Annotated in this window: 20 protein-coding genes; 5 read left to right on the top strand and 15 right to left on the bottom strand. The window is 71.4% G+C overall.

Annotated elements, in window-relative coordinates:
- Positions 1–311 precede the first annotated feature (311 nt).
- Complete coding sequence (locus IU476_RS00270) at positions 312–1,058, top strand: AraC-like ligand-binding domain-containing protein (RefSeq protein ID WP_195095347.1); 747 nt, start codon at positions 312–314, stop codon at positions 1,056–1,058.
- On the opposite strand, the gene IU476_RS00265 is transcribed toward IU476_RS00270, so the two are convergent.
- Complete coding sequence (locus IU476_RS00265) at positions 1,000–1,353, bottom strand: glycine zipper domain-containing protein (RefSeq protein ID WP_195095345.1); 354 nt, start codon at positions 1,351–1,353, stop codon at positions 1,000–1,002. The genes IU476_RS00270 and IU476_RS00265 overlap by 59 nt on opposite strands.
- A 223-nt stretch (positions 1,354–1,576) precedes the next feature.
- Positions 1,577–2,284 (bottom strand): hypothetical protein, encoded by a 708-nt coding sequence (locus IU476_RS00260; RefSeq protein WP_195095343.1) that lies wholly within the window; start codon positions 2,282–2,284, stop codon positions 1,577–1,579.
- A gap of 59 nt (positions 2,285–2,343) precedes the next feature.
- Between IU476_RS00260 and IU476_RS00255 the strand changes: the two genes are divergently transcribed.
- The gene (locus tag IU476_RS00255; protein WP_195095341.1) at positions 2,344–3,990 is read left to right on the top strand and encodes a bifunctional 3'-5' exonuclease/DNA polymerase; all 1,647 of its coding nucleotides are present in this window, start codon (positions 2,344–2,346) and stop codon (positions 3,988–3,990) included.
- 3 nt (positions 3,991–3,993) lie between these two features.
- Here IU476_RS00255 and ligA read toward each other — a convergent pair whose 3' ends face one another.
- From ligA to IU476_RS00240, 3 genes are read right to left on the bottom strand one after another with little or no spacing between them, the layout of a single operon-like run.
- A complete protein-coding gene (ligA, locus tag IU476_RS00250; RefSeq protein ID WP_195095340.1) occupies positions 3,994–5,985 on the bottom strand; it encodes an NAD-dependent DNA ligase LigA in 1,992 nt (663 codons plus the stop codon).
- 45 nt (positions 5,986–6,030) lie between these two features.
- The gene (locus IU476_RS00245; protein ID WP_195095339.1) at positions 6,031–6,792 is read right to left on the bottom strand and encodes an ABC transporter permease; all 762 of its coding nucleotides are present in this window, start codon (positions 6,790–6,792) and stop codon (positions 6,031–6,033) included.
- On the bottom strand, positions 6,792–7,574 hold the full coding sequence (locus IU476_RS00240; RefSeq protein ID WP_195095338.1) for an ABC transporter ATP-binding protein: 783 nt from the start codon (positions 7,572–7,574) through the stop codon (positions 6,792–6,794). The genes IU476_RS00245 and IU476_RS00240 overlap by 1 nt, the downstream gene beginning before the upstream one ends.
- A gap of 208 nt (positions 7,575–7,782) precedes the next feature.
- Here IU476_RS00240 and IU476_RS00235 point away from each other — a divergent pair, with 208 nt between their 5' ends.
- The gene (locus IU476_RS00235; RefSeq protein WP_195095337.1) at positions 7,783–8,415 is read left to right on the top strand and encodes a hypothetical protein; all 633 of its coding nucleotides are present in this window, start codon (positions 7,783–7,785) and stop codon (positions 8,413–8,415) included.
- Here the strand turns inward: IU476_RS00235 and IU476_RS00230 are convergent.
- Complete coding sequence (locus IU476_RS00230; protein ID WP_195095336.1) at positions 8,412–8,741, bottom strand: ArsR/SmtB family transcription factor; 330 nt, start codon at positions 8,739–8,741, stop codon at positions 8,412–8,414. The two genes, IU476_RS00235 and IU476_RS00230, sit on opposite strands and share 4 nt — an antisense overlap.
- A 121-nt stretch (positions 8,742–8,862) precedes the next feature.
- Entirely contained in the window at positions 8,863–9,561 is a 699-nt protein-coding gene (locus tag IU476_RS00225; RefSeq protein WP_324193797.1) for a TetR/AcrR family transcriptional regulator, read from the bottom strand.
- A gap of 95 nt (positions 9,562–9,656) precedes the next feature.
- On the opposite strand from IU476_RS00225, the gene IU476_RS00220 reads away from it, so the two are divergent.
- Positions 9,657–10,838, top strand: a complete 1,182-nt coding sequence (locus IU476_RS00220; protein ID WP_195095335.1) for a serine hydrolase domain-containing protein — start codon at positions 9,657–9,659, stop codon at positions 10,836–10,838.
- A gap of 76 nt (positions 10,839–10,914) precedes the next feature.
- On the top strand, positions 10,915–12,384 hold the full coding sequence (locus IU476_RS00215) for an amidase (protein ID WP_195095333.1): 1,470 nt from the start codon (positions 10,915–10,917) through the stop codon (positions 12,382–12,384).
- Here the strand turns inward: IU476_RS00215 and IU476_RS00210 are convergent.
- From IU476_RS00210 to IU476_RS00175, 8 genes are read right to left on the bottom strand one after another with little or no spacing between them, the layout of a single operon-like run.
- A complete protein-coding gene (locus IU476_RS00210) occupies positions 12,377–13,615 on the bottom strand; it encodes a geranylgeranyl reductase family protein (RefSeq protein WP_195095330.1) in 1,239 nt (412 codons plus the stop codon). The genes IU476_RS00215 and IU476_RS00210 overlap by 8 nt on opposite strands.
- Positions 13,616–13,625: 10 nt before the next feature.
- Complete coding sequence (locus IU476_RS00205) at positions 13,626–15,269, bottom strand: thiamine pyrophosphate-binding protein (protein ID WP_195095328.1); 1,644 nt, start codon at positions 15,267–15,269, stop codon at positions 13,626–13,628.
- The gene (locus IU476_RS00200; protein WP_195095326.1) at positions 15,266–16,369 is read right to left on the bottom strand and encodes an isochorismate synthase; all 1,104 of its coding nucleotides are present in this window, start codon (positions 16,367–16,369) and stop codon (positions 15,266–15,268) included. The genes IU476_RS00205 and IU476_RS00200 overlap by 4 nt, the downstream gene beginning before the upstream one ends.
- A gap of 27 nt (positions 16,370–16,396) precedes the next feature.
- A complete protein-coding gene (locus IU476_RS00195) occupies positions 16,397–17,821 on the bottom strand; it encodes a class-III pyridoxal-phosphate-dependent aminotransferase (RefSeq protein ID WP_195095324.1) in 1,425 nt (474 codons plus the stop codon).
- Positions 17,818–18,996, bottom strand: coding sequence for an aminotransferase class III-fold pyridoxal phosphate-dependent enzyme (locus IU476_RS00190; protein ID WP_195095322.1), 1,179 nt, complete (start codon positions 18,994–18,996; stop codon positions 17,818–17,820). The genes IU476_RS00195 and IU476_RS00190 overlap by 4 nt, the downstream gene beginning before the upstream one ends.
- 10 nt (positions 18,997–19,006) lie before the next feature.
- Positions 19,007–20,608 (bottom strand): AMP-binding protein, encoded by a 1,602-nt coding sequence (locus IU476_RS00185; protein ID WP_195095320.1) that lies wholly within the window; start codon positions 20,606–20,608, stop codon positions 19,007–19,009.
- A 33-nt stretch (positions 20,609–20,641) separates the two neighbouring features.
- Positions 20,642–23,170: an ABC transporter permease gene (locus IU476_RS00180; RefSeq protein ID WP_195095318.1), complete on the bottom strand. Its 2,529-nt coding sequence runs from the start codon at positions 23,168–23,170 to the stop codon at positions 20,642–20,644.
- Entirely contained in the window at positions 23,167–23,862 is a 696-nt protein-coding gene (locus tag IU476_RS00175) for an ABC transporter ATP-binding protein (RefSeq protein WP_195095316.1), read from the bottom strand. Before IU476_RS00175 ends, IU476_RS00180 begins: the two co-directional genes overlap by 4 nt.
- Positions 23,863–23,915: the final 53 nt, after the last annotated feature.

Raw genomic sequence — 23,915 nt, 5'->3', positions numbered from 1 at the left:
GAGCGAATCCCCTCCACCGATTCCGCTCGGCGGCTCGCGCGGGCTCCTCCCACCGGCCGGTATCCCTCGGTCTTCCCCTCCTGCTCGCAGACCGAGAAAATCCGCCCGAATGTCGCCGACGTGCCCGTCACCGTCGGCGAAGCGCCGGGCCGCACCAGGCACCCGACGCCGAAAGTCCTTCTCGCACAGTAGGTTGCGCGGAGGCGGCGACGCTACCGTTTTCCTGCCCGTTCGAGGTCGTTTTCCGCACGCCCGCGCCGCGGCTTGTAGGCTTGCGACCGGTCGAAGCGTGTGGTGCCGAGGGGGTCGTCGTGTCCGACGGGGAATACCGGAAGGAGACCTTCTCGACCGACGCCGACGATCCCGCGGCGTCGTGGCACGACTACCTGCGTCGCCGGCAGGGCTCGGTGGGTCTGGGATTCCTCACCGAGGATTTCGGCTCCACCGCGTTCGCGCAGAACGTCGGCCGGTTCCAGCTCGTCGAATTCACTTCCGCCGCATTGAATTACCAGCGTTCCCGGCGCGACGTGCGAGACGACGGCGACAACAGCTACCGCCTGCTGCTCCCGCTGCGCGGGCAGTTCCGCTTCGAGCAGGGCGAGGCCAGGGCCGTCTTCCGCCCGGGCTCGGCGTGCTTCTTCCACTGGGGCCGCCCGATCCGGATGACGCACGACGACACGATCACCGCGCTGATCATGACCGTGCCGGAGCACTCCCTCGACCGCTCCCGCGCCGCGGCCGCCCCGCTCCTGCTCGACGAGCGGCGGCCTCTGGTGCACGCGCTGGCGGCGCAGGTCCGGTTGCTCGTCGAGGCGGAAGGCTGTCCACCGCATTGCCCGTCGACATGGATCGGATCGCCTTCGAGGAAGGCTTTCCCAGCACCCGCAGATTCCGTGAAGCCTACCGAGAGCACTACGGGCAGACCCCCGCCCGCATGCGCGCGGAACTGTTCGGCGGGGGCGAACCACGATGACGATGCCGCGGGTGCGGGCGTTCAGATCAGGGCAGCACCTGCGGGACCACGCCCGGGTTGGTGGCGCCGACCACCGCGCCGATGATCGTGCCGATGAGGGAACCGGCCGAACCGGTGACCGAGCCGGTGGCCAGCCCGACCGCCGAGCCGACGGCCGAACCGATCGAGCCGCCCGCGGAGGCGCCGTTCAACACCGGATCGGGAATCATGGCGTCGGGATTGGTGGCGACGTCTTCGCTCTGCAGCGGAATACCGGCGACCGGCGCGGCGGACCGCCCCGGCTCGGCGGCGGCTCCGCCGGCGAATACGGCCGCCGCGACCAGCGGCATACCCACGACCGCCAAAACCCGCCCGGTCCCGTTCACGGTGTCTCGTAGCATTCTCGCCCTACCTTTCCAACCCACCGCGCGACCGAGGCACCGCACGTGCGGCGCGGTCGCACCGCACTATCCGAGAGGCAGCAACCATACAGTCGCGACCGGGGCGGATCGCAAATAAAACTGTGGTGCAAGCGAATTCGTTACCACATCGTGCATCGCCGTTGACGCCGAGGCGATTACGGCGTACCGCCGGTCACCGAGGGACCGGACCGCGGCCGCCGCGTTACCGCGAGATCTCGAACAGGCTGTCGTCGATCGGGTCGTCGACGGCGAGGATTTCCACCTCGAGCCCGAGGCTGTCCGCGCCCTCGATCCGCACGCACACGCCGGTCTGCTCGTCGAGCCGGATCACCGACGGCGGCCCCGGCCGCCATTCGTCCGCGTCCTGGTCGAGATGTCCGCTGAGCAGCGCGCAGCAGTCGCAACGGGGGTTGTAGAACGCGGTCGGCCGCGCGACGGCCTGCCACGCCACTCGCCCGCGGTGCTCGACGATCTCGAGGTCCGACAGTTCCACCGGCGGGTCCGGGGGCGGGTCGAGATCGTGGACGCGGTCGGCGAATTCGACGGGGTTGAGCATCGCTACCCAGTGATAGTTCTCGAAATACGGGTTGTCGTAGTCGATATCGAAGTCCTTCGGCGCCTGTGCCACCAGACCGTCCTCGGCGTACACCGGTGCGACGTCCGACGGCCAGCGGCCCCGCATCGGTTGCCAGCCGTCACCGGAGTACACCCGGGCGCCCGGGAACGGTGCGGGGTCGTCGAACGCCTGCACGGCCCGGCCGTCCTCCTCCACCCGCAGCGCGCCGGGACGCCGGAGCCAGGCGTGCCGCACCGTCTCGTCCTCGTGCCACCACCGGAATTCCAGGGTGCGCCACCGCCACGGCGACGAGCGGGCGAGACGGCGGAACCGGTCGGCGGTCGGAGGCGACATCGACCCATCGTCGCACCGGTGCGCCGGAATTGTCTGTGGTCCCTGCGAGACTCGACGGCATGAGATGGGCGGTGTCGCGGACGGAGTCCGGCGGGGCGCGGTTGTGCCCGCTCGACCAGGCAGGACGCCCGGCGGGGCCGATCGTCGAGGAGCCTTCGCTCGCCGCGGCCGTGCGGTCGCGGCCGGAGGTCGAGCGGTGGGTGTGGCGGTCCACGGGCGACATCTATCCGCACCTGCTGGCGGCCGGTGTGCGCGTCGATCGCTGTTACGACGTCGAGGCCGCCGAGGCCTTGCTGATCGGCCACGCGGAGGGTCAGTCCGGGCAGCCCCGCTCACTGGCGGCCGCCTGGGCCCGACTACGGGGGCTGCCGGTGCCGCCGGACGCTCCCCCGCGCGCCGCCGACACCCAGCCGACCCTGTTCGAGTCCGGCCCGGTGCCGCTCCCGCCCGAGACCGACGAGTTCACCGCGCTGCTCGAGGTCTACGCGGGACAGGTGGCCCGCACCGCCGCCGCCGAACACCCGGACCGGATGCGGATGCTGCTCGCCGCGGAGTCGGCGGGCATGCTGGTGGCCGCGGAGATGTCGCGCGCCGGGATCCCGTGGCGCGCCGACGTGCACCGCGCCCTGCTGGATTCGCTGCTGGGCGAACGGGTTTCGGGTACGGGCGAGCCGCGGCGGCTGGCGGAGCTGGCGGCCGAGGTGTCGCGGGCGTTCGGGGCGGGCGTGCGGGTGCGGCCCGATCTGCCGCAGGACGTCATCCGGGCGTTCGCCCGCGCGGGAATCTCGTTGTCCTCCACGCGGAAATGGGAACTGTCGGATATCGACCACCCGGCGGTGGCGCCGCTGCTGGCCTACAAATCGCTCTATCGCCTGTATACCGCGCACGGCTGGTCCTGGATCGAGCAGTGGGTGCACGGCGGCCGCTTCCGCCCCGAATACCTGCCGGGCGGCACCGTGACCGGCCGCTGGACCACCAACGGCGGTGGCGCACTACAGATTCCGAAGGTGCTGCGGCCCGCGATCCGCGCCGACCCCGGCTGGCGGCTGGTGGTCGCCGACGCGGGACAGATGGAACCGCGCGTGCTGGCGGCGATCTCGCGCGATCCGGGTCTGATGGAGGTGGCCTCCCGCGGCGACGATCTGTACGCGGACCTGGCCGCCCGCGCCTTCGGCGGCGACCGCGCCCAGGCCAAACTCGCGCTGCTGGGCGCCGTCTACGGCCAGACCTCCGGCGACGCGCTCACCCACCTGGCCGAACTCCGCCGCCGCTACCCGGCCGCGGTCGCCTACGTCGACGAGGCGGCCAGAGCCGGTGAACAAGGCCGCCTCGTCCGCACCTGGCTGGGCCGGACCTCCCCGCCCGCAACGGCATTCGACGACGAGCCCGGCGGCGGCACCACCCACGAGGCCCGCGCCCGCGGCCGCTTCACCCGCAACTTCGTCGTCCAGGGCAGCGCCGCCGACTGGACGCTGCTGGTGCTCGCGGGCCTGCGCCACGCCATCCGGCAGGCCGGGCTGCGCGCCGAACTCGTCTTCTTCCAGCACGACGAGGTCATCGTGCACTGCCCGCACCACGAAGCCGACGCGGTCGCCGAGATGATCACCGCCGCCGCCCACACCGCGGCGCGCACCGCCTTCGGCCCCACACCGGTGCGCTTTCCCTTCACCACGGCGGTGGTGGAGTGCTACGGGGACGCGAAATGACGGCTAGACGATCTTGGCGTCGATCAACAGGGTCCAGATCTCGCTCTGGTCGACGACCTCGACACCGAGTTTCTCCGCCTTGGTCAGTTTGCTCTCGCCGACTCCGGCGCCCGTGATGAGCAGGTCGGTGTTCGCGGAGACCGACGAGGCCGCGGTCGCACCGGCCTTCTCGCACAGGCGCTGGAAGGTGGGGCGGGCGACCTTCTCCCCGGAGCGCGGGTCGCTGAGGGCGCCGGTGATGACCACCGTCTTGCCCGACAGCGGCGCGCCGGACGCGACGACCGGGGGCAGGTCTTCCTCGCGCACGTCGAGCGAGACGCCCGCCGCGCGCAGCCGCTCCAACTCGGGACGCAGGCGCGTGAGGTGGGCGACCAGGGAGGCGGCCACCTTCGGCCCGATGTCCTCGACCGCCACGAGCCGTTCCTCGCCCGCCTCGGCGACTTCCTCCAGCGAGCCGAAGCCCGCGCGGGCCAGGCGGGCGGCGGTGCCGTCGGAGGCCATCGGGATGGCCAGGCCGATCAGGGCGCGGCGCAGGCCGACCTGCCGGCTGGCATCGATGGAGTCGATCATGCGGGCGGCCGAGACCTCGCCGATGCGGTCGAATTCGAGCAGGCGCTCCTGGGTCAGGGTGTAGAAGTCCGACGGGTGCTCCAGCAGGCCCGCCTCGGCCAGCCGTTCGATCCACACCGGGCCGATGGCGTCGATGTCGGCGGCCGGGCGCGAGGCCCAGTGGATGAGCCTGCGCACCGTCTGCGCGGGACAGGAGACGTTGGTGCAGAACAGCTCCCGGCTGTTGCCCTGCTCGGTCACCGGCTGCTCGCACGACGGGCAGACGGTGGGCGGGACGATCTCGCGCTCCTCGCCCGTGCGGCGGGAGGCGTCGAGGACGCCCGCGACGAACGGGATCACATCGCCCGCGCGGCGCACCAGGACCGTGTCGCCGACCTTGATGTCGCGGGCGCGGATCACCTCCTGGTTGGCCAGCGTCGCCTTGGTGACCGTGGTGCCGCCGACGAACACCGGCTGCAACCAGGCGACCGGGACGATCTTGCCGGTCTTGCCGACGTCCCAGATCACCTCGGTGAGCAGCGTGGTCTTCTCCTCGGCGGCGAACTTGAACGCCAGCGCGCCGCGCGGGGAGTTCGATCTGGTGCCGGCCGCGGCGTAGGCGTCGCGGTCGGCCAGCCGCAGCACCGCGCCGTCGATGTCGTAGTCGAGATCGTTGCGGCCCTGCTCGATCGCGGTGATCGCGGCCTGCGCCTGCTCGGCGTCGGCGCAGTGGCGCATCTGCGCGCCCGCGATGCCCAGGGCCGCCAGCCCCTCCTCGAGATCGACCGCGGCGCCGCCGGCGGAGGCGTCGAGGTCGAAACCGAAGAAGCGCAGGCGGCGCTCGGCGACCGTGGCCGGGTCCTTCGCCCGCAGCGTGCCCGCCGCGGCGTTGCGCGGATTGATCAGCGGTTTGTCCGGGTGGGCGGTGTTGTAGGCGGCGAAGGTCGAGCGCAGCATCACCGCCTCGCCGCGCACCTCCACCCGGCCGGGGACGTCGATGCGGTCGGGGACGCCGTCGACCAGCGCGCGGACCAGCACGGTCACGTCGTCGCCGGTGGTGCCGTCGCCGCGGGTGACGGCCCGCAGCAGCCGGCCCTCCTCGAACACCAGGGCCAGCGACAATCCGTCGAGCTTCGGCATCACCACCACCGGCTGGCCGGGGAAGCGCTCGAAGAATGCCGCGACCTGCTCGAACTTGGTGGCCTTCTCGAGCGAGAGCATCGGCCGCGAGTGCCGGATCGGGGCGTGCAGCACCGCGGGCGCGCCGACCTGTTCCAGCGGGTTCGGGTCCGGCGCCAGCTCCGGGTGCGCCTCGATCAGGGCGCGTAGCTCGTCCTCGATCGCGTCGTACTCGGCGTCGGCGACCAGCGGCGCGCCCTGATAGTAGGCATCGCGCAGCGCGACCACGCGGTCCGCGAGTTCCTGGATACGTTCCCCGGCTTCCACGAGACGAACGTTACCCAGTCCCACCGACAACGCGGCCGCATGCCGTCAGGAGATCTTGCGGCGGTACGCCGACAGCGCGAAGACGTACGCGACGGCGACGATGCCGACACACCAGCCCAGCGCGATCCAGACGTCGCCGCCCACCGGCTGCTCGGTGAACAGGTCGCGGACCGTGTCGACGATCGAGGTCACCGGCTGGTGCTCGGCGAAGGCACGCACCGGGCCGGGCATCGAGTCGGTGGGCACGAAGGCCGAGCTGATCATCGGCAGGAAGATCAGCGGATAGGAGAACGCGCTCGCGCCGTCCGCGGATTTGGCGGTGAGGCCGGGAATGACGGCGATCCATGTCAGCGCCAGGGTGAACAGCAGCAGCACGCCCGCGACCGCGAGCCAGGCGAGTACGCCTGCGCCGGAACGGAATCCCATCAGCAGGGCGACGAGCACCACCACGACGAGCGAGATCGCGTTGGCGACCAGCGAGGTCAGCACGTGCGCCCACAGCACCGACGACCGCGCGATCGGCATGGACTGGAAGCGCTCGAAAATCCCGCCCTGCATATCCAGGAAGAGCCGGAACGCGGTGTAGGAAATGCCCGAGGCGATCGTGATGAGCAGAATGCCGGGCAGCAGATAGGTCACGTACGAATCGGATCCGGATTCGATCGCGCCGCCGAATACGTAGACGAACAGCAGCATCAGGGCGATCGGCGTGACCGTGGTCGTGATGATGGTGTCCACGCTGCGGGTGACGTGGCGCAGCGACCGTCCGAGCAGTACCGCGGTGTCGCCGAGGAAATGCGTGGCCATCAGTGGTCCTTCCGGGTAGCGGTGGTGTCGCCGACGAGGGCGAGGAACACGTCCTCGAGCGTCGGCTGTTTCTCGACGTATTCGACTTCGGCGGCCGGGAGCAGTTGTTTGAGTTCGGCGAGCGTGCCGTTCACGAGAATCCGGCCCCGGTGCAGAATGGCGATCCGGTCGGCGAGTTGTTCGGCCTCGTCCAGGTACTGCGTCGTGAGCAGCACCGTCGTGCCCTGCGCGGCGAGTGCGCGGACGGCCTCCCACACCTCGATGCGGGCCTGCGGGTCCAGGCCGGTCGTCGGCTCGTCGAGGAAGATGACCGGCGGATTCCCGATCAGGCTCATGGCGATGTCGAGGCGGCGGCGCATGCCCCCGGAATATGTGGCCACCCGCCGCGTGGCCGCTTCCGTGAGCGAGAACCGGGCGAGCAGGTCGTCGGCGATCGCGCCCGGGTTCGGCAGGTGCCGCAGCCGGGCTACCAGCACGAGATTCTCACGGCCGCTGAGTATTTCGTCGACGGCGGCGAATTGCCCGGTGAGACTGAAGGATTCGCGCACCTCCGCCGCTTGCGTGCCGACGTCGAATCCGTTGACGCTCGCCGTCCCCGCGTCCATTTTCAGTAGCGTGCAGAGGATTCGCACGATCGTGGTCTTGCCGGCGCCGTTCGAGCCGAGCAGGGCGAAGATGCTGCCGCGCTCGACCTCGAAGTCGACGCCGCGCAGCACCTCCACGTCCTTGTACGACTTCTCCAGTCCGCGCACGCGGATCGCCGGACCATGCGGTGCCGTCATCGGACACCCGCCTTCCTGTTTCTCGGACACTACTCGGTGCCACTGATTACCGGTAGATAGTAGCACCGAGTAGTGGGGACACAAGTCCACCGCGGACGGCTGCCGGTCGCAAAGAATCCGTGAGGGAATCGAATGATGCGCCGCCACCTGCGTCAACGGCGCGTATCGAACCGGAAAACGGTGCGGGCGAGCTCTTTATCATGCCCGGATGCTGTCTCGTGAGGTGCTGCAACGGAATTGGGGCCATCTGCTGGCGGTGGCCGCGAACATCGTCACCTTCGCGCTGTTGTTCCGGCCCTGGCTCACCGTCGACGGCGTGGACGGCAAGGCGCGTGCCAACGCCTTCGGCCGGATTCAGGCGACCACCAGCTATATGGGGGCGTGGTCGAAACCGTCGCCGTTCACCGCGAGCATCAGCGGCACGTGGGCCGTGCTCGCGAGTGCCGCCATCGTCGTGCTGGTGACCGCGGTGGCACTGGATCTCCGGCTCCGCTCGCGCGCACTGTCCCGCGTCGCGACCGTATCCGCGCTCGCCGCAGCGGTTTTCGTCCTGCTGGTGATGTGGCACCTCGACAGCCGCGCACCGCAGCTCTACGAGATGACCGCCCGCACCTGGGACGTCGGCGGCCAGATCGGCTCGTGGATCCAATGGGCCACCAACGACGGCGACCTCGTCCTGCCCGGCGCCCGCTTCTCCGCCCCCTACTCCACCACCACCTTCACCCCCGCCGCCCTCACCGCCACCACCACCTCCCTCGCCGCGGCCGTCGTGACCGCCGCACAGTGCTGGATTTCGCGGCGCGGGGAAATAGCGGCCGCGGCGTCGGATTCGCGCGGCTAGACGGGCTGTTCGAGGGCTTCGACCTGGCCCGCGGCTACGCCGGTGAGAATGGCGCGGGCCACGGCGAGCAGTTCCGCGACGCGCGGGGAGGTGAGTTCGTAGGTGACCGAGAGGCCTTCGCGGCGGGCGGTCACGAGACCGGCGCGCCGGAGTATCGACAATTGCTGGGAGAGATTCGCGGGCTCGACGTCGATTTCGTCGAGCATTTCCGACACCGCGTGCTCACGCTGACTGAGCAGTTCCAGCACGCGAATACGCACCGGATGGCCGAGCGTCTTGAAGAAGTCGGCCTTCAACCGATAGAGCGGCTGCTGCATTCCGGGCATCGACGTCATCCTCATCCGCTGGGCATCGCCGGGAAGGCCACCCACTCACTTGCTTGCAGAGTTTAGCAAACAGCACAACCACGCAGCTCCGGTGCACGCCCCGCCCAGCGACGCCGAACGGTCACTCCGAATCGCGCGCATTGCGGGCGCGCAGTTCGACGGCGTCGAGGAGCATGTCCAGGGCCACCTCGAACTGGTCCTCCTCCTCGACGGCGGCGAGGTGGGGTGCCACGGCCGCGATGCTCGGGTAGCGGTCGGCGGGCAAGGCGCGGTACTCGTGGCTCCATGCCGCGCGGTCGCCGGCTCGGTCGTGCTCGGGGACGGTCAGCATGGCGGCTTCCAGTGCGGAGTACGCCAGCGCGACCTCCACCAGGGCGCGGTAGCAGGACGCGGCGGCGTGGCCGCGCAGACCGGCGCGCAGCAGGGCGCCGATCACGATCTCGGCGCCGGCGAATTCCGCGTCCCGCCGCGCGGTCCGGCCCGCGACCAGCACGGCGACGTGCGGGTGCGCGTGACAGGCGCGGCGCACCCGGCCGGCCAACTCGCGCAACGTGTCTCGCCATTCCGGCGACGGCGACATGCCCTCGAGCGCCTCGGCGACGAGCCGATTCGACAGCGCCAGCAACAGTTCGTCCTTGTTCCGGAAATGCCGCAGGACGGCCGTGTGGTCCACACCCAGTTCCGAACCCAGCCGCCGGAAGGTCAGCGCGTCGGCGCCGTCGTTCTCCAGCACGGACATCGCGGTGTCGACGATCAATTCCGAGGTCAGAAAGCCCAGCGAACGGCGACGCCGCACGGGGCCGGTGGCTCGGGATTTCACCGGGCCAGCATACCCAGAGCATTAAGAACCACTGTTGACACCACTGGTGCTTAATGGTTGCATGCTCGCACCCGACGTTCCGAACGGAGTTGCCCATGCTCGACCGAACCCGCACCGCCGCAGCATGTCTCGCCTTCGCCGCGGTGTTCGCGGCAAGCCCGGCCCCCGCCGCGGCGAACCCGCTGCCGCTGCTACCGCATCTGCCCTTCTATCCGACGACCGAGATCGCGCCCTCGAATCGTCCGGTGGCATTGACCGGTGCGGCTCGCCCGGTCGAGGCCGCCTACACCTATCGCGGCGAGCGGGGCACGACGAGCGACTTTCTGGATCGCACGTCGACCCGGGGTTATCTGGTGGTGCACCACGATTCGATAATCGACGAGCGATACTTCGCCGGATATACCGCCGCCAGCCATTTCAATTCGTGGTCGGTCGGAAAGTCGATCACCGCGACCGCGGTCGGCGCGGCCGTCGCCGAGGGCCGCATCGGCTCGGTGGACGATCCGGTCACCGCCTACGTCCCGCTGTTGAAAGGCACCGGCTACGACGGCGTCAGCATCCGCGACGTGCTGCACATGGCGTCCGGCCACCGGTACGACGAAACGGAATACACCGACCCCACCAAGGGATCCACGGCCACCACGATCCGGATGGTGCTGGGCACCGCGCTGTCCGACCAAGCCCGCGAAGCGCGACGCGACGAACCGCCCGGCACCCGCTGGAACTACGACTCCCTCAACACCTTCGTGCTCGGCCGGGTCGTCGCCGAGGCCACGGGCAAGTCGTTGGCGTCGTACGTCCAGGACAAGATCTGGCAGCCGGCCGGAATGGAGGCACCGGCACTGGTCGGCCACGATTACCAGGGCAACGACATCGGCTACTGCTGTTTCCACGCCACGGCCCGCGACTTCGCGCGCTTCGGCCTGCTCTATCTCCACGACGGCAGAGTCGATGAGCGCCAAGTGCTTCCGCGGCAATGGGTGTACGACGCCACCCACAGCACCGAACCGTACCTGCAGCCGCACCACCTCGTGCCCGGCAAACCCGACAGCTCCGAGAACACCTACGGCTACGGCTACGGCTACCAGTGGTGGCTCGGCGACGGCGACCGCGGCGACTACCTCGCCATCGGCATCCTCGGCCAATACGTCTACGTCTCCCCCGCGGACGACCTCGTGATCGTCAAAACCAGCGAAGACCTCGATTCCGAGCGGAATCTGGCCGAGGCCGTCCACGCCTTCCGCGCCGTCGCCGACGCCGTCGGCGCGGATCACTGAGCCCGGCGCACCACGGAAACCTGTTGCGGGAATTGGCGTTTTATGCCCGTTCCGGCGGAGCGATAGCGTCGGACGCATGGAGTGGAACTATCGGTCGGCCGAGGAGCTCTCGGCCGCGTTGCGTGCCGGTGACGTGAGCTCGGTGGAACTGACCGAGGAGGCGATCGCCCGGATCGAGCGGCACGACGAGGCGATCAACGCGATCTGTGTGCCGGACTTCGAGAATGCCCGGGCCGCCGCGCGCCAGGCCGACGAGGCGCGTGCCCGCGGCGAGGACCGGCCGCTGCTCGGGATTCCGATCACGGTCAAGGAGTCGTACAACATCGCCGGGCTGCCCACGACCTGGGGCATGCCGCAATTCCGCGACTATGTGCCGGCCGAGGACGCGGTGCAGGTGGCACGGGTGAAGGCGGCGGGCGCGGTGGTGCTCGGCAAGACCAATGTGCCGGTGATGCTGAAGGATTGGCAGAGCTTCAACGAGATCTACGGCACCACCAACAATCCGTGGGACCTCTCGCGCACCCCTGGCGGCTCCTCGGGTGGTTCGGCGGCGGCCCTGGCGGCCGGTTTCGGTGCGCTGTCGCTCGGCTCCGACCTCGCCGGGTCGTTGCGGGTGCCCGCGCATTTCTCCGGCGTCTACGCGCACAAGCCGTCCTTCGGGCTGGTGGCGGCGCGCGGCATGGTGCCGCCGGGCGTCCCGGCCCTGCCGGCCGAGGGCGACCTCGCCGTCGTCGGCCCGATGGCCCGGACCGCGCGCGACCTCTCGCTACTGCTGGACGTGATGGCCGGCCCGGATCCCCTGACCCTCGGCGTCGCCTTCGAGCTGGCACTGCCGCCCGCGCGGCACCGGGAACTGCGCGACTTCCGGGTGCTGGTCCTCGACGAGCATCCGCTGCTGCCGACGGGTTCCGCCGTGCGGGCCGCGGTGGACCGGGTCGCCGACGCGCTGGCCGCCGGCGGCGCCCGCGTCGAACGGCACAGCCCGCTGCTGCCCGACCCGGTCGAAGCCGCCACGCTCTACACGCAGCTCATGGTGTCGAACGTGGCCGCGAGTTTCCCGGCGGAGACCTACGAACAACTGCGGGCCGCGGCGGCCGCGCTCTCCGCCGACGACGACAGCCGCGACGCGAACTGGTTGCGCGGCACCGTGTTCAGCCACCGCGACTGGATTCTGGCGAACAACCGCCGCGAGCAGCACCGCCACGGCTGGCGGCAACTGTTCGCCGAGTTCGACGCCGTCATCTGCCCGATCACGCCGACGCCCGCGTACCCGCACGACCACAATGCCGACTTCCGGCAGCAGCAAGTCGACATCGACGGCGTCGGACACCCGTACGGCGACCAGATGCTCTGGCCCGGCGTCGCCACCATGCCCGGCCTCCCCGCCACCGCCATCCCCGCGGGCCGGTCGCCCGAAGGCCTGCCGGTAGGCGTGCAGCTGATCGGCCCGATGTTCGAGGACCGCACACCACTGCGGCTGGCCGAACTACTCGAGGAGAAGATCGGCGGCTTCGAAGCACCCGACCTGCGCACCGGGGTCAGCTGAACGGCGGCCGGGCGTCGCGCCGGGTCGAGCGGTGACCGGCCGTACGCCAGATCTTGGCGACCAGATCCGTGTCCTCCGGTGTGACCAGATTGCCCATCAGCCGCACCATGAGGCGCAGCATCAGCGGCGACCGCATGGCGATCGGACCGCCGAGTCCGATCGCGTGCGGGCGGGTGGCGACATCGGCCAACCGGCGCGCGATGGAGAAGGCGGCGCCGTACTCGGCCCTCAGCAGGGCGGGCCAGGCCCGGCCCAGATCCGGTTCGCCGAGAGCATCGGCGATCATCCGGCCGCTTTCCAGGCCGTAGTCGATGCCCTCGCCGTTGAGCGGGTTCACGCAGGCCGCGGCGTCGCCGATCAATGCCCAGTTGCGCCCGGCGATGCCGGAGACGGCGCCGCCCATCGGCAGCAGCGCCGACGCGTAGGCGCGGATGTCGCCGCTGGTCTCGCACTCCGCGCGCCGTTCCGACACGTAGCGGTTCAGCAACGGCCGCAACTGCACTCGCGCCGGCCGCCGGGCACTGGACAGCGACCCGACGCCGATGTTCACCTCGCCGTTGCCCAGCGGGAACACCCAGCCGTAGCCGGGTTGCAGCGCGCCCGCGTCGTCCCGCAGTTCCAGATGTGAGGTGATCCACCGGTCGTCGGCGCGGTCGGTCTTCAGGTAGGCGCGCGCGGCGATACCGTAGACGCAGTCGCGGTGCCACTCGCGCCCCAGGATCTTGCCCAGCGGCGAGCGGACACCGTCGGCGACCACCAGCGTCCGGCATCGCACGGAATGTGTCACTCCCCCGCGCTCGACGCGCACGGCCCGCACGCGGTCACCGTCCATCTCGACACCGACCGCGCGGGTGCCGTCGGACATCCGGGCGCCGCTCTCGATGGCCGTGCAGCGGAGCTTGTCGTCGAATTCGAGGCGCGGGATCGCCGTGCCGCGATCCTCCCAGGCGCCCGCGGGCCACGGCAGTTCGGCCTCGCGACCGAACCCGGCGACCCGGAGTCCGCGGTTGTAGGTCCGGGTCGTGGCCCAGTCGCCGAGGCCGAGGCGGGTCAGTTCCTTCATCGCCCGGGGTGTGAGCCCGTCGCCGCAGGTCTTGTCCCTGGGGAACACCGCGCTGTCGACGAGAGCGACCTCGTGGCCCGCGCGTGCCGCCCAGATCGCCGCCGACGAACCCGCCGGGCCCGCCCCGACCACCAGAACCTCTGTGCTGTCCGGTATTTCGGTTGTCATGCCGGTCCTCTCATAGTGCCTTCCCCGCGTCGGACACCGCCGCGCGGATACCCTCGTGCAGATCGCGCAGTGACGATCGGTCGGTGGGGACCTCCAGCACCCGTGCGCCGGGCCACGGGGCGGACAGGCGCTCGGAAAGCGTTGGCAGGTCCACTGTTTCGTGCGGCACGCCGTGTGCGCGGCACAGCGCCGCGAGTTCGGTGCCGTGCGGGGTGCCGAAGATCCGGTCGAAGGCGCCGGCGAACTTGGGGTGGCCCTGCTCGAGCAGTTCGAAGATGCCGCCGCCGTCGTCGTTGGCCACCACGATGGTCGGATTCGCCGGTGCGGGACCGTGCGCGCGCAGCAGGGACAGGCTCGAAACATCGTGCAGGAACGTCAGATCGCCCATCAGGGCCACGGTACGGCCGGGGTGGCGCAGCGCGGATCCGGCGCAGTAGGCGACCGTTCCGTCGATCCCGGCGACCCCGCGGTTCGACAGGACCGTCGCCGCGCGCGGGGGATGTCCCGCCCAGGACACGTCCCGAATGGCGTTCGAGGCGCCCAGCACCAGCTGATCTCCCGGCCGGAGCGCGTCGAGCACCTCGGCCGCGACATGCAACCCGGTGCTCTTGCCGTGCGACGCCAATCGCGTGCGGACCACCGCACCGGCACGCTCGGACGCCGCCCGGCACGCGGCCAGCCAGCCCGCGGCCGGCGCGCCGCCGACCACCGCCCGGGTGCCGACCGCGCGGACGGTGCCCGCGACATCGGCCCACTGCGAGAAACGGCTCAGCGCAACGATTTCGACCGCGGGATCGGCGAGCAGCCGGGACACGTCGCGATGCAGCGTCGGGCGGCCGACCACGACGACCTGCCGCGGCCGCACCACCGTCAACGCCAGCGGATGCAGCGGCGGCCCGAGCACCGGCGCGGTCGGTTCGGCAACGGTGGGCAGCGCGGCCAGCTCCGGATGCGCGCCCGCGCCATGACCCGCGATCACGATAGTCGGTGCGGTGACGTCGATTTCGACCGGCGCGTCCGCAACGCCCGCCCCGGCCTCCGTCCAAACGGCATCCCCTGGCCGCCCGTGGGCACCCTGGCCACTGTCGGTCCGCAACGCACCCTGGCCACTGTCGGTCCACACCGCGCCCTGGCCACTGTCGGTCCGCACCGCACCCTGGCGAGGGTCGGCGTTCGGTGGGACGAGCAGGTGCACCGGTCCGGCGTCGCCGTTCCGGTCGCCGCGGGCTGCGGCGAGCGCGTGGCAGGTGGCGGACCGCCAGGTTCCGGGGGCGTCCTCGGCGCGCAGTGCGAGGGTTCGGCGGACGGTGCGGCCGAAGGGTGTGCCGGAGTCGGACCGCGCCGCGGTGATCACCAGCATCGGCACGCCCGCGTAGGCGGCCTCGAGTACTGCCGGAAAAAGGTTCGCCCCACCGGATTCCGCGGTGGCGAACACCGGCACCGGGGTGCCGCCCCCGGCGAGTCCGAGCGCGAGGAATCCGCCCGCTCGCTCGTCGAGCCAGATGTGCAGCCGGACGCGTCCGGCCCGCTCGGCCCGAAGCAGGGGCGCGACGGCCGCGGCGGACATTCCCGCCGGGCACAGCACCACGTCGCGGACGCCGCCCCGGACCATTTCGTCGACCACCGTCTCCACCGGGCCGCCGGGCGTGCTCATGTCGGCGGTCCGCCCGCGGCGAGCTGCGCGGCGGGCACGTCGAGAACCCGCAGCAGCGTCCGCAGTTTCGCTGTGGTCTCGTCGAATTCGGCCGCGGCGTCGGATGTGGCGATGATGCCGCCGCCCGCGTACAGGCGGCCCTCGGTCTCGCCGGCGCTCAGTTGCAGGCACCGGATGGTCACGATCCAGTCGCCGTCGCCCGCGCTGTCACACCAGCCGACGGTGCCGCCGTAGAAGCCGCGGCGGCCGTCGAGGGAGCGAATGATCCCGCGGGCGCGGTCGGTCGGCGTGCCGCACACCGCGGGCGTCGGGTGCAACAGCAGCGCGACGTCGAGCGCGGTCGCGTCCGGATCGCGGAGCACCCCGGTGATGGGTGTGCCGAGATGCCAGACATCCGGTGTGGCGAACACTTTCGGCCGCTCCGGTATCGACAGCTCGGCGCAGATCGGGGCGAGACACCGCCGAATCCCCTCGACCACGAAGGCGTGCTCGCGCAGATCCTTGTCCGAGGCCAGCAGCCGCTCGCGCGCCAGGCGGTCGAGATCCTCGTCGGGGTGCCGCGGCGCGGTGCCGGCCAGCGGGCCCAGCGTCAGCGCGCGGCCGCGTTTCGACACCAGGAGCTCCGGGCTCGCCCCCACCAGCGTCCCCAGCCCGCTGTCGGCCATCGATACGTCGACGGCGAAACCGTTGGCCCGCGGGTTGCGCGCCATCAGGTGCCCCAGGACGGCCAGCGGATCCACCGGCCGGTCCCAGCGGCACTCCACGGCGCGGCTGAGCACGACCTTCAGCACCTCGCCGCGCCGCAGCAGCGCGAGAACCCGGTCCAGCCGGCCCAGGTATTCCGCCTGTCCCGGAACGTCTTTCGTCGACACGATGCGCGGCAGTCGCGCCGGGACGTGCGCCGCCGCGGTGCGGCGGTGGATCCACGCGGGCCGTACCAGCGCCGCGGGCTCGTCGGCGTCGAACGGGATCGCCCCGACCAGCACGTCGACATCGCCGTCACGTACCGCCCGCGCGGCGCGCGCGGCCGAGGTGAACGCGGCCGCCGCGCCGCCCGCCCGGATCACGTGGACGCCGCGGGCCAACCGGAAATGCCTCATACCCGGCCCCTTTCCGTTGTCACGGCCTCAGTCGGTCACGTAGGCGACCGGCGAGCGCGGCGCCGGCGGACGCGCGCGCAACACCGTCCGCCGCGAGGTCAGGACGTCGGCTCCGTAGGTCAGGAACCACTGCGGCAGGTGATACTGGACGCGCATGAGGTGGTTGAGCGCCCGGTAGCAGATCGCGGGATACCTCGACAGCTCGGTCAGCGAGGCGTCCAGTGCCTCGACCGTCACGTCGATCTCGTCGACGCCCACCGTGAGCGGCGGGAAGATCCGCAGTGCCGGATTCCGGGCGACGGTGTTCATCGAGATGCCGGTCATGACGCCGTGCCGGATCATCTGCAACCAGATCGCCTGCTCCACCAGGGGATTGGCGACCTTCACGCCCACCATGAGCCCGCGCCCGTCGACCTCGCGGACGAGTTTCGGGTACTTCCCGGCGACCGCGCGCAGCCGCGTCAGCAGATACGGGCCCAGCCGTGCGGCATTGCCCGGCAGATCCTCCCGCACGATCTTCTCGATCGCCGCCGTCGCGGCGGCGCACGCCAGCGGCGAGGTCCCCATCTCGGTGTCGAAAGGCAATGCGCCACCGGCGTTTCCGCACGCCTCGGCATAGACCCGAGCGCGCACGAGGACCGCCGACATCGGGACGTGGCCGCCCGACATCGCCTTGGACACCAGCAGGATGTCGGGGACCACCGCGTCGTGGTCCACCCCGAACATCGTGCCGGTGCGCCCGAATCCGGTCTGTACCTCGTCGACCACGAGCAGCGCGCCACGTTCGGCGCACAGCCGCGCCACGGCGGCGAGATAACCCGGCGGCGGCACGGTCACGTACCCGCCGCCGACGACCGGTTCCAGATAGACGGCCGCGACATCGGCATCGATCGCCGCGTCGATGGCCGCCAGGTCGCCGAAGGGTACGAAGCGCGTGCTCGCGTCGGCGTCGAGGAACGGGTCGGTGAGGTGCCGCTGGCCGAGCACCGCCATCGCGCCCAGGGTCTTGCCGTGGTAGCCGGTCGTCACGGCGACCGTCGCGGTCCGGTCCGGGCGGGCCAGCCCCGCGATGCGCTGTGCGACCTCGGTGGACTCCGACCCGCTGCCGGTCAGCACGACCCGGTCGAGGTCGCCGGGCGCCAGCCGGGCCAGCAAGTCTCGCAGGCGATCTCGAGCCTCGGTGCGCGTCGCGGGCGGGACCGCCGCCAGGGCGGCGAGCTGCCGCTGCGCCGCGCGCTGCACGTCCGGATCCAGATGGCCGAGCCCGAAAACGCCGTAGCCGGCCGAGAAGTCGAGATAGCGGTGGCCGCGCTCATCGACGATGTAGTGCCCCTGCGCCGTCTCCTCGAGGGGACAGCGTCCCGCCCGCAGCATGATGGCAAGCGGCGGATTGTAGTGGCGCTGATATCTTTCCAACAGCGACTGCCGCGGGTTCGTCGTGTCCCGGTTCATGCGGCCGACTCCTCCGCCGCGGCGGCGAGCGCCTTCTGCAGGCAGCCGTGTCCCTGTTCGGCCTCCTCCGCGGTACACAGCAGGGGCGGCCGGATACCGAGGAATCCCCGCTCGACGCCGCCCTGCCACAGGATGACACCGCAGTCGAGCGCGTGCCGCGCCACCGCGCGTGCCGCGGCCGCGTCGCGCAGGCGCACCGCGGCCAGCTGGCCCACACCGGCGACATCGGTGACCAGACGCGGGTGGTCGGAGCGCAGCTGCCGCAGCCCGGCCAGGACGGCGCCGCCCACAGCACGGCAGCGTTCCGGCAGCCCGTCGTCGGTCATGGCGGTGAGCACGGCGGTGGCCGCCGCGCACGCGATCGGGCTGCCGCCGGTGGCACTGCCGTGCAGCCAGGGACCGCGCCGGCCGTACACCCGACCGTTGATCTCCTCGGTCGTCACGTAGGCGCCGACCGGAATCACGTTGCCTCCCAATGCCGCTCCGAGCACGAGGATGTCGGGGGCGACGCGTTCGGCGTCCATCGCGAAGGGACGGCCGGTGCGTCCCAGGCCGGTGACGGTCTCGTTCACGATCAGCAGCGCGCCGAATTCGTCGCAGATCTCCCGGACCGCGGTGTAATAGCCCGGCGGCGGTATCGCGACGCCCGCCCCGCACGCGATCGGTTCGAGCACCACCGCGGCGGGGCGGCGGGCCGCGACCGCGCGGCGCATGGCCGGTGCGTCACCGAAGGCGACGAAACCGACGTCGATCGGCGCGCCGGGCTCCGCCGCGGCCGCCGCGGCGTCGAGCCGGGACACCCGCAGCGCGCCGCGCGTAGTGCCGTGGTACGAACCGAGTGTCGCGACCAATCCCGTGCGGCGGGCGCGGCGGTGATATCCCAGCGCCAGCTTCAGGGCGCCCTCCACGCCCTCGGTGGCGGAGTTGCAGGGATAGGTGACCGACAGCGGGCCCGGCGTGGCGGCGGCGACGGCGGTGACCAGCCGCGCCAGCGGCCGGTTCAGGAACATGCGGGTGGATTGCGGCAGCACGCGCAGCTGTGCGGAGACCGCGTCCAGGACGCCGGCGTGCTGATATCCGAACGAGCCCGACGCGAAGTCGATCACCGTCCGTCCGTCGGCGGTGCGCAGTGTCGCCCCGCTCGCCGCGGTCACAGTCGTATCGAGGACAGGCATGGCATTCCCTTCAGGTCCAGCGGCCGGTTCCGAAGGTCTCGCTGGATCCCAGCGTCAGCTCCCGCAGTTCGGGTCGCCGCACCTTCCACGTCGAGGTCCGCGGTATGTCGTTCCAGGGCAGGATGATCGGGCTGTCGAGAGTCGGCAGCCCGGCCGTCGCGCGCGCCCACCGATCGGGGTCGATCGTCGCCTCGGGCAGACACAGGATCGGCACCGGCAGCCGGCCGGGAGCGCCGAGCACGACCACTTCGGTGGCGTCCGGAAGCCGGTCGAGCAGTGTGCTCTCGATCTCGATGCCGCTCAGTCCCGGGATCATGTCGACCTCGCGGTCGAGCAGCCGGACACGGCCGAGCAGGTCTCGATACCCGAGATCGCCGGTGTTCCACCACTTTCCGGACAGCTTTTCCGCGAAACGCTCCTGCTCACCCAGGTACCCGATGCAGCGGCCGCGGCCGGCGGACAGCAGCAGGCCGGGCTTTCCCGGCCGTCGCCGGGCGCCGGTCACCGGATCGACGACGCGGACGCGGCTGAAGCCGGGCACGGTCCAGCCGACGTCGCTGGTCACGGTGGATCTGTTGCGCAGCCGCTTGACTCGCGTCCGGTTGTAGACGGCGGCGGTGAGCGGTCCGGTCTCGCTCTGCCCCCAGCCTTGCAGCCACAGCGGGAAGCGGCGCCGCGAGGCGTCGAGGAAAGCGCGGACGGTGGAGGGGTGGATGAGGTCGAAGGTGTTGAAGTACAGCCGGATTCGCTCGAACAGCCCCGGGTTCGACCGGGTCAGCGGCTGCCAGTGCAGGAAGACGTTCGGGGATGCCTCGAGCATCGTCACCCGGTAGTTCGACAGGACGCGCGTGACGTTCTCGATCCCCGGATCGGAGAGGACGACCAGCTTCGACGGCGGGTGTACCAACTGGGCGCCGAAGGTTCCGGTGGCGCGCGCGTGGACGAAGGAGATCGCCGACCCGAACACGTCGCGGCGGCCGCTGGCGAGGACCGGGGACCGCAGGGAGTCCAGCCGGTTCGCGTCGTGCAGGCTCTGCGTGGAGTGCACCACCAATTTCGGCAGGCCGGTGGTGCCGGAGGTGTGGCAGACGATCGCGGCCTCGTCGTCGCCGCGCATCCGCACCGGCGCGGGCGGCGCGCCGTGCAGGTCCTCGAATCGCAGCACATCGTCGATCTCTTCGGTTCCCGCCCCCGTGACGACGACCCGGCCGAGTTCCGAGCCCTCCCGGCCCGGGTCCGCGAGGGCCCGATAGGACGCGGCCGACGCGACCGTGACCGTCGGCTCCACCTCGGCGACCAAGTGCCGCAACGTCTCCGGCGGAGCGGCCGCGGAGAGCAGGGCGGGCACCGCGCCGATCCGGGCCGCCGCGGCGGCGAGCAGGAGGATGTCGTAGTGGTTGTCCTTCACGATGGCCACCCGGGCACCGGGCCGCGCCCCCGCCGCGTACAGCCACGCCGCCGCGTCGTGCACCAGCCGCGCCGCGGCCGCGCCGTCGAAGACGGTGCCGTCCCAGGGGGCGATGTCGAAGGGACGATCCAGGTGGAACACCGTTTGCGCGCGTTTGTCCGCGTGCCAGTCGAGCATCGCACCGATATTCTTGGGCTTGGGCATTTTTGATCCTCCACGGGCAGCACAGGTTTCGATTCATTCGTCGGCGAGCACGGCGGCCACCGGCAGCGATCCGGCCGATCGGCGCGCGAGTCGCAGCGCGGCCGCGACGGTGAGCAGGGTGACGGGAAGGCCAGCGGCCAGCATCGGCCACGGCACCGCCGGCGGCGCGACGATGCCGCTCTGCAACGCCTGCGCGCCCACCATCACCACCGTCATCGCCACACCGCAGGGCGCCGCGACGAGCCAGGCGCACGCGCCGATGATCGACGCCTCGCCCGCCAGCATCCGTCCTTCAGCGCGGCCGGACGCCCCCACCAGGCGGCTGACCGCCAGCCCGCGCCGCCGCTCGTCGATGTTCGACGCCAGCGTCGTGGTCCCGACCACGGCGGCGACCGCGTACATCACCCAGGAGAAGACGCCGAACGAGCTCATCAGCCGCGCGAGCATCGAGCTCACGCCCGCGCGGTAGGCGTCGCGATCCAGCACGGCGGCGCGCGGATAGCGCTGGGCGAGCAGCGTTTCGAGCTCGGCGGTCACCGCCGCGCGGTGCTCCGCGGCGGCCGTGGCGCCGTAGGCGTAGACGCCGACGTCGCCCGCGACCCGGCGGAACAGGTCGTCACCGACGAAGATCGCGCCGCCGTCGGAGGCCGCGTCGTCGAGCACGGCGACGACCGTCGCCGAGCGCATGCCGTCGAGCGTCGGGATCGACAGCGTGTCACCGATTCCCACGTGCTGGGTGCGGGCGAAATTCGAGGCCACCGCGATGCGGTCGCCGGTCAACCGGGCGATCGCGTCGTCCGGCCCGTCCAGCACGCGGGTCGCCGTGCCCGCCGCGATGTCGCCGGCCAGCGACCAGATCTGGTAGCGGCTGCCGTTGACGACCGCCGCGGCCCACGAGAAGCTGTACACCGCCGTGACGCCCGGCACCGCCCGGATCTCGGCGGCCAGGCTCGCGGGAAACGTCTCGCTGGACAGGTTCTGCCCGATCGGCGCGGCCTGCGCGTAGACGTCGGCCCGCGTCCATCGTGCCATCGAGGCGTCGAGTTCGTGCCGCATGCTGAGCGAGGCGCCCGACATCGCGACGGAGGTGACCAGGGCGATGGCGAAAGTCGTTGCCAGCGCGGCATTCCGACGCCACTGCACCTGGAGCTGCCGGCCCACCACCAGCCCGCCGGGCCGCCGGCTCCACGTCCGGACGGCGACGCCCGCCACGACCGGCAGGACGACGCCGAGCAGCGCCGCGCCGAGGATCAGCGGCGGCCCCGCCAATCCGTGGACGACGGCCGAGAGCGTGGGCGCGGAAATCCGGCGGGCCCAGGCGATGGCCGCCGCCGCGGCCACCACGCTCACCGCCGACACCGCGAGCGGGACTCGTAATCCCCCGGCCCGCAACGGTGTTCGGTCGCGACCGGTGACGGCATCGATCGCGGTCACGCGCCGCAGCCGCGACAGGCCCGACAACCAGGCGGCGCCGAACATCACCGCGCAGGCCATCGCGCCGCCGAGCAGCGGGATCGGGTAGTTGGAGCCCGGCCGCAGCGCCTGCTGGGTGAAGTTCGTCAGCTGCGTGCCGATCGAATCCAGAGCGTGGCCGGTGGCGAGGCCGAGCACCGCGCCGATCGCGTAGCTGCACACCATGATCGGGACCAGCACCAGGCCCGACCCCGCGAGCAGATCTGTGGTGCGGGCCCCGGCGAGCCGCATGCGCGCGAGCATCGGTCGGGCGTCGGCCAGCGCCAGCCGCCAGGTCAGCAGGATGACGACGGCCCCGGTGAGCACCCCGATCCCCAGGAACATCCAGATCAGCAGCAGCGGCGTGCGAAAGATCCGCGAGTAGCTGTCGAAGATCCGGTCCGGCGAGCCGACCACGGCGAGGTCGGCGGCGGCCGCCCGGGCACGGTCGCCGAGATCGTCTGCCGCGCCGCCCGGCGCCCGCAGCAGCACGATGTCGACGGCGGACCCGCGGTCGAAGGCGCTCGCCAGGTCGGCCAGCGACATCACCGCCGCGGCACCGCTGTTGCCGAGGTCGCCGTCGATCAGGTCGGCCACGCGCCACACCCGCACGCCGGTCGGCGTGGCGATCTCGATGCTGTCGCCCTTGTCGATGTGCTGCGCCGCCGACCACGCGCGCGGCAGATAGACCTCGCCCGTGCCCAGCGGAGCGACCCGGGGAAACGCGTTGCCGGACAGCATGTTCGGCAGCCCGGCATCCACGCCGACCACCCGGACCGGCACGAACCGCCGGTCGGGACCGCGAAGGTTGGTGTTGGCCAGCGACATTCGCGACGTGAGCGCCCCGGTCGCGGCGCTCAGCCGGGCCTGCGTCTCGGCCGACAGCCCGGCCGGCGCCTTGGCCGACACCGCGACGACGTCCGGGGCGATCGCGTCGATCGGCGCGGAACGCGCCGACAGGAGCACCGGGACCGAAATCGTGAGCACCGCGACCGTCATCACCACGCCGCCGACCCCGCCCGCCAGCGCGGCGACGAGCCGAATCGGCCGGTGCCGCCACGCGCGCGCCAGGGCCCGGACGACCAGCCCCACCGCGCCGCCGCGCCTCACGCCGGCCCGCCTCGGTCGAGCACCCCATCGGCCATGTGCCACACCACATCCGCGTCGGCGGCGACGTCCGGGTCGTGGGTGACCAGGACCGCGGCCGCGTTCGCCTCCCGGATCACCTTGCGCAGCAGTTCCCGCACCCGCTCGCCGTTGTGCCGGTCCAGGGCGCCGGTCGGCTCGTCGGCGAACACCACCGCGGGCCGGCCGATACACGCGCGCACCACCGCGGCGCGCTGCGCCTCACCGCCGGAAACCAGGTTGGGCCACGAGCGCGCCCGGTCGGCCAGCCCGACCGTGTCCAGTGCCGCGCGGGCGGCCGCGAGTGCCGCGCGCCGGGTCGCGCCGCCGAACATCAGCGGGGCCGCGACGTTCTCCTCGATCGTCAGCCAGGGAATCAAATTGTCCCGTTGCAGCACGAATCCGATGCGGCGGGCGCGGAATTCCGCCGTCTCCCCCGCACTCAGTCCGGCCAAATCACGACCGAGAATGGACACGGTCCCCGTGGTCGGCCGGTCGATGCCGGACAGCAGATTGCACAACGTGGACTTACCGCTTCCGCTCTTGCCGACGATCGCGGCCATGCACCCCGATCGCAATTCGACGTCACAGGGCTCGACCGCCGTGACGACGGTGTCGCCGAGGCGAAACTCCCGCGAAATTCCGCGAGCCGAAACGACCGTCTCGGATATCGTCATGCGTTCCTCTCGCACGCGCCGAACGCGTTACAGCTCCATATAAGTCGAGGAAT

This window comes from Nocardia blacklockiae (assembly GCF_015477355.1).
In the GTDB taxonomy this organism is placed as follows: domain Bacteria; phylum Actinomycetota; class Actinomycetes; order Mycobacteriales; family Mycobacteriaceae; genus Nocardia; species Nocardia blacklockiae.
This window is presented reverse-complemented; position numbering and strand designations above follow the sequence as displayed.

What these genes read in the sequence shown, in the direction of transcription:
- IU476_RS00265 (WP_195095345.1), bottom strand. Translation starts at nt 1,353, where the DNA reads ATGCTACGAGACACCGTGAACGGGACCGGGCGGGTTTTGGCGGTCGTG.
- IU476_RS00260 (WP_195095343.1), bottom strand. Translation starts at nt 2,284, where the DNA reads ATGTCGCCTCCGACCGCCGACCGGTTCCGCCGTCTCGCCCGCTCGTCG.
- IU476_RS00255 (WP_195095341.1), top strand. Translation starts at nt 2,344, where the DNA reads ATGAGATGGGCGGTGTCGCGGACGGAGTCCGGCGGGGCGCGGTTGTGC.
- IU476_RS00245 (WP_195095339.1), bottom strand. Translation starts at nt 6,792, where the DNA reads ATGGCCACGCATTTCCTCGGCGACACCGCGGTACTGCTCGGACGGTCG.
- IU476_RS00240 (WP_195095338.1), bottom strand. Translation starts at nt 7,574, where the DNA reads ATGACGGCACCGCATGGTCCGGCGATCCGCGTGCGCGGACTGGAGAAG.
- IU476_RS00235 (WP_195095337.1), top strand. Translation starts at nt 7,783, where the DNA reads ATGCTGTCTCGTGAGGTGCTGCAACGGAATTGGGGCCATCTGCTGGCG.
- IU476_RS00230 (WP_195095336.1), bottom strand. Translation starts at nt 8,741, where the DNA reads ATGCCCGGAATGCAGCAGCCGCTCTATCGGTTGAAGGCCGACTTCTTC.
- IU476_RS00220 (WP_195095335.1), top strand. Translation starts at nt 9,657, where the DNA reads ATGCTCGACCGAACCCGCACCGCCGCAGCATGTCTCGCCTTCGCCGCG.
- IU476_RS00215 (WP_195095333.1), top strand. Translation starts at nt 10,915, where the DNA reads ATGGAGTGGAACTATCGGTCGGCCGAGGAGCTCTCGGCCGCGTTGCGT.
- IU476_RS00210 (WP_195095330.1), bottom strand. Translation starts at nt 13,615, where the DNA reads ATGACAACCGAAATACCGGACAGCACAGAGGTTCTGGTGGTCGGGGCG.
- IU476_RS00205 (WP_195095328.1), bottom strand. Translation starts at nt 15,269, where the DNA reads ATGAGCACGCCCGGCGGCCCGGTGGAGACGGTGGTCGACGAAATGGTC.
- IU476_RS00200 (WP_195095326.1), bottom strand. Translation starts at nt 16,369, where the DNA reads ATGAGGCATTTCCGGTTGGCCCGCGGCGTCCACGTGATCCGGGCGGGC.
- IU476_RS00195 (WP_195095324.1), bottom strand. Translation starts at nt 17,821, where the DNA reads ATGAACCGGGACACGACGAACCCGCGGCAGTCGCTGTTGGAAAGATAT.
- IU476_RS00190 (WP_195095322.1), bottom strand. Translation starts at nt 18,996, where the DNA reads ATGCCTGTCCTCGATACGACTGTGACCGCGGCGAGCGGGGCGACACTG.
- IU476_RS00185 (WP_195095320.1), bottom strand. Translation starts at nt 20,608, where the DNA reads ATGCCCAAGCCCAAGAATATCGGTGCGATGCTCGACTGGCACGCGGAC.
- IU476_RS00175 (WP_195095316.1), bottom strand. Translation starts at nt 23,862, where the DNA reads ATGACGATATCCGAGACGGTCGTTTCGGCTCGCGGAATTTCGCGGGAG.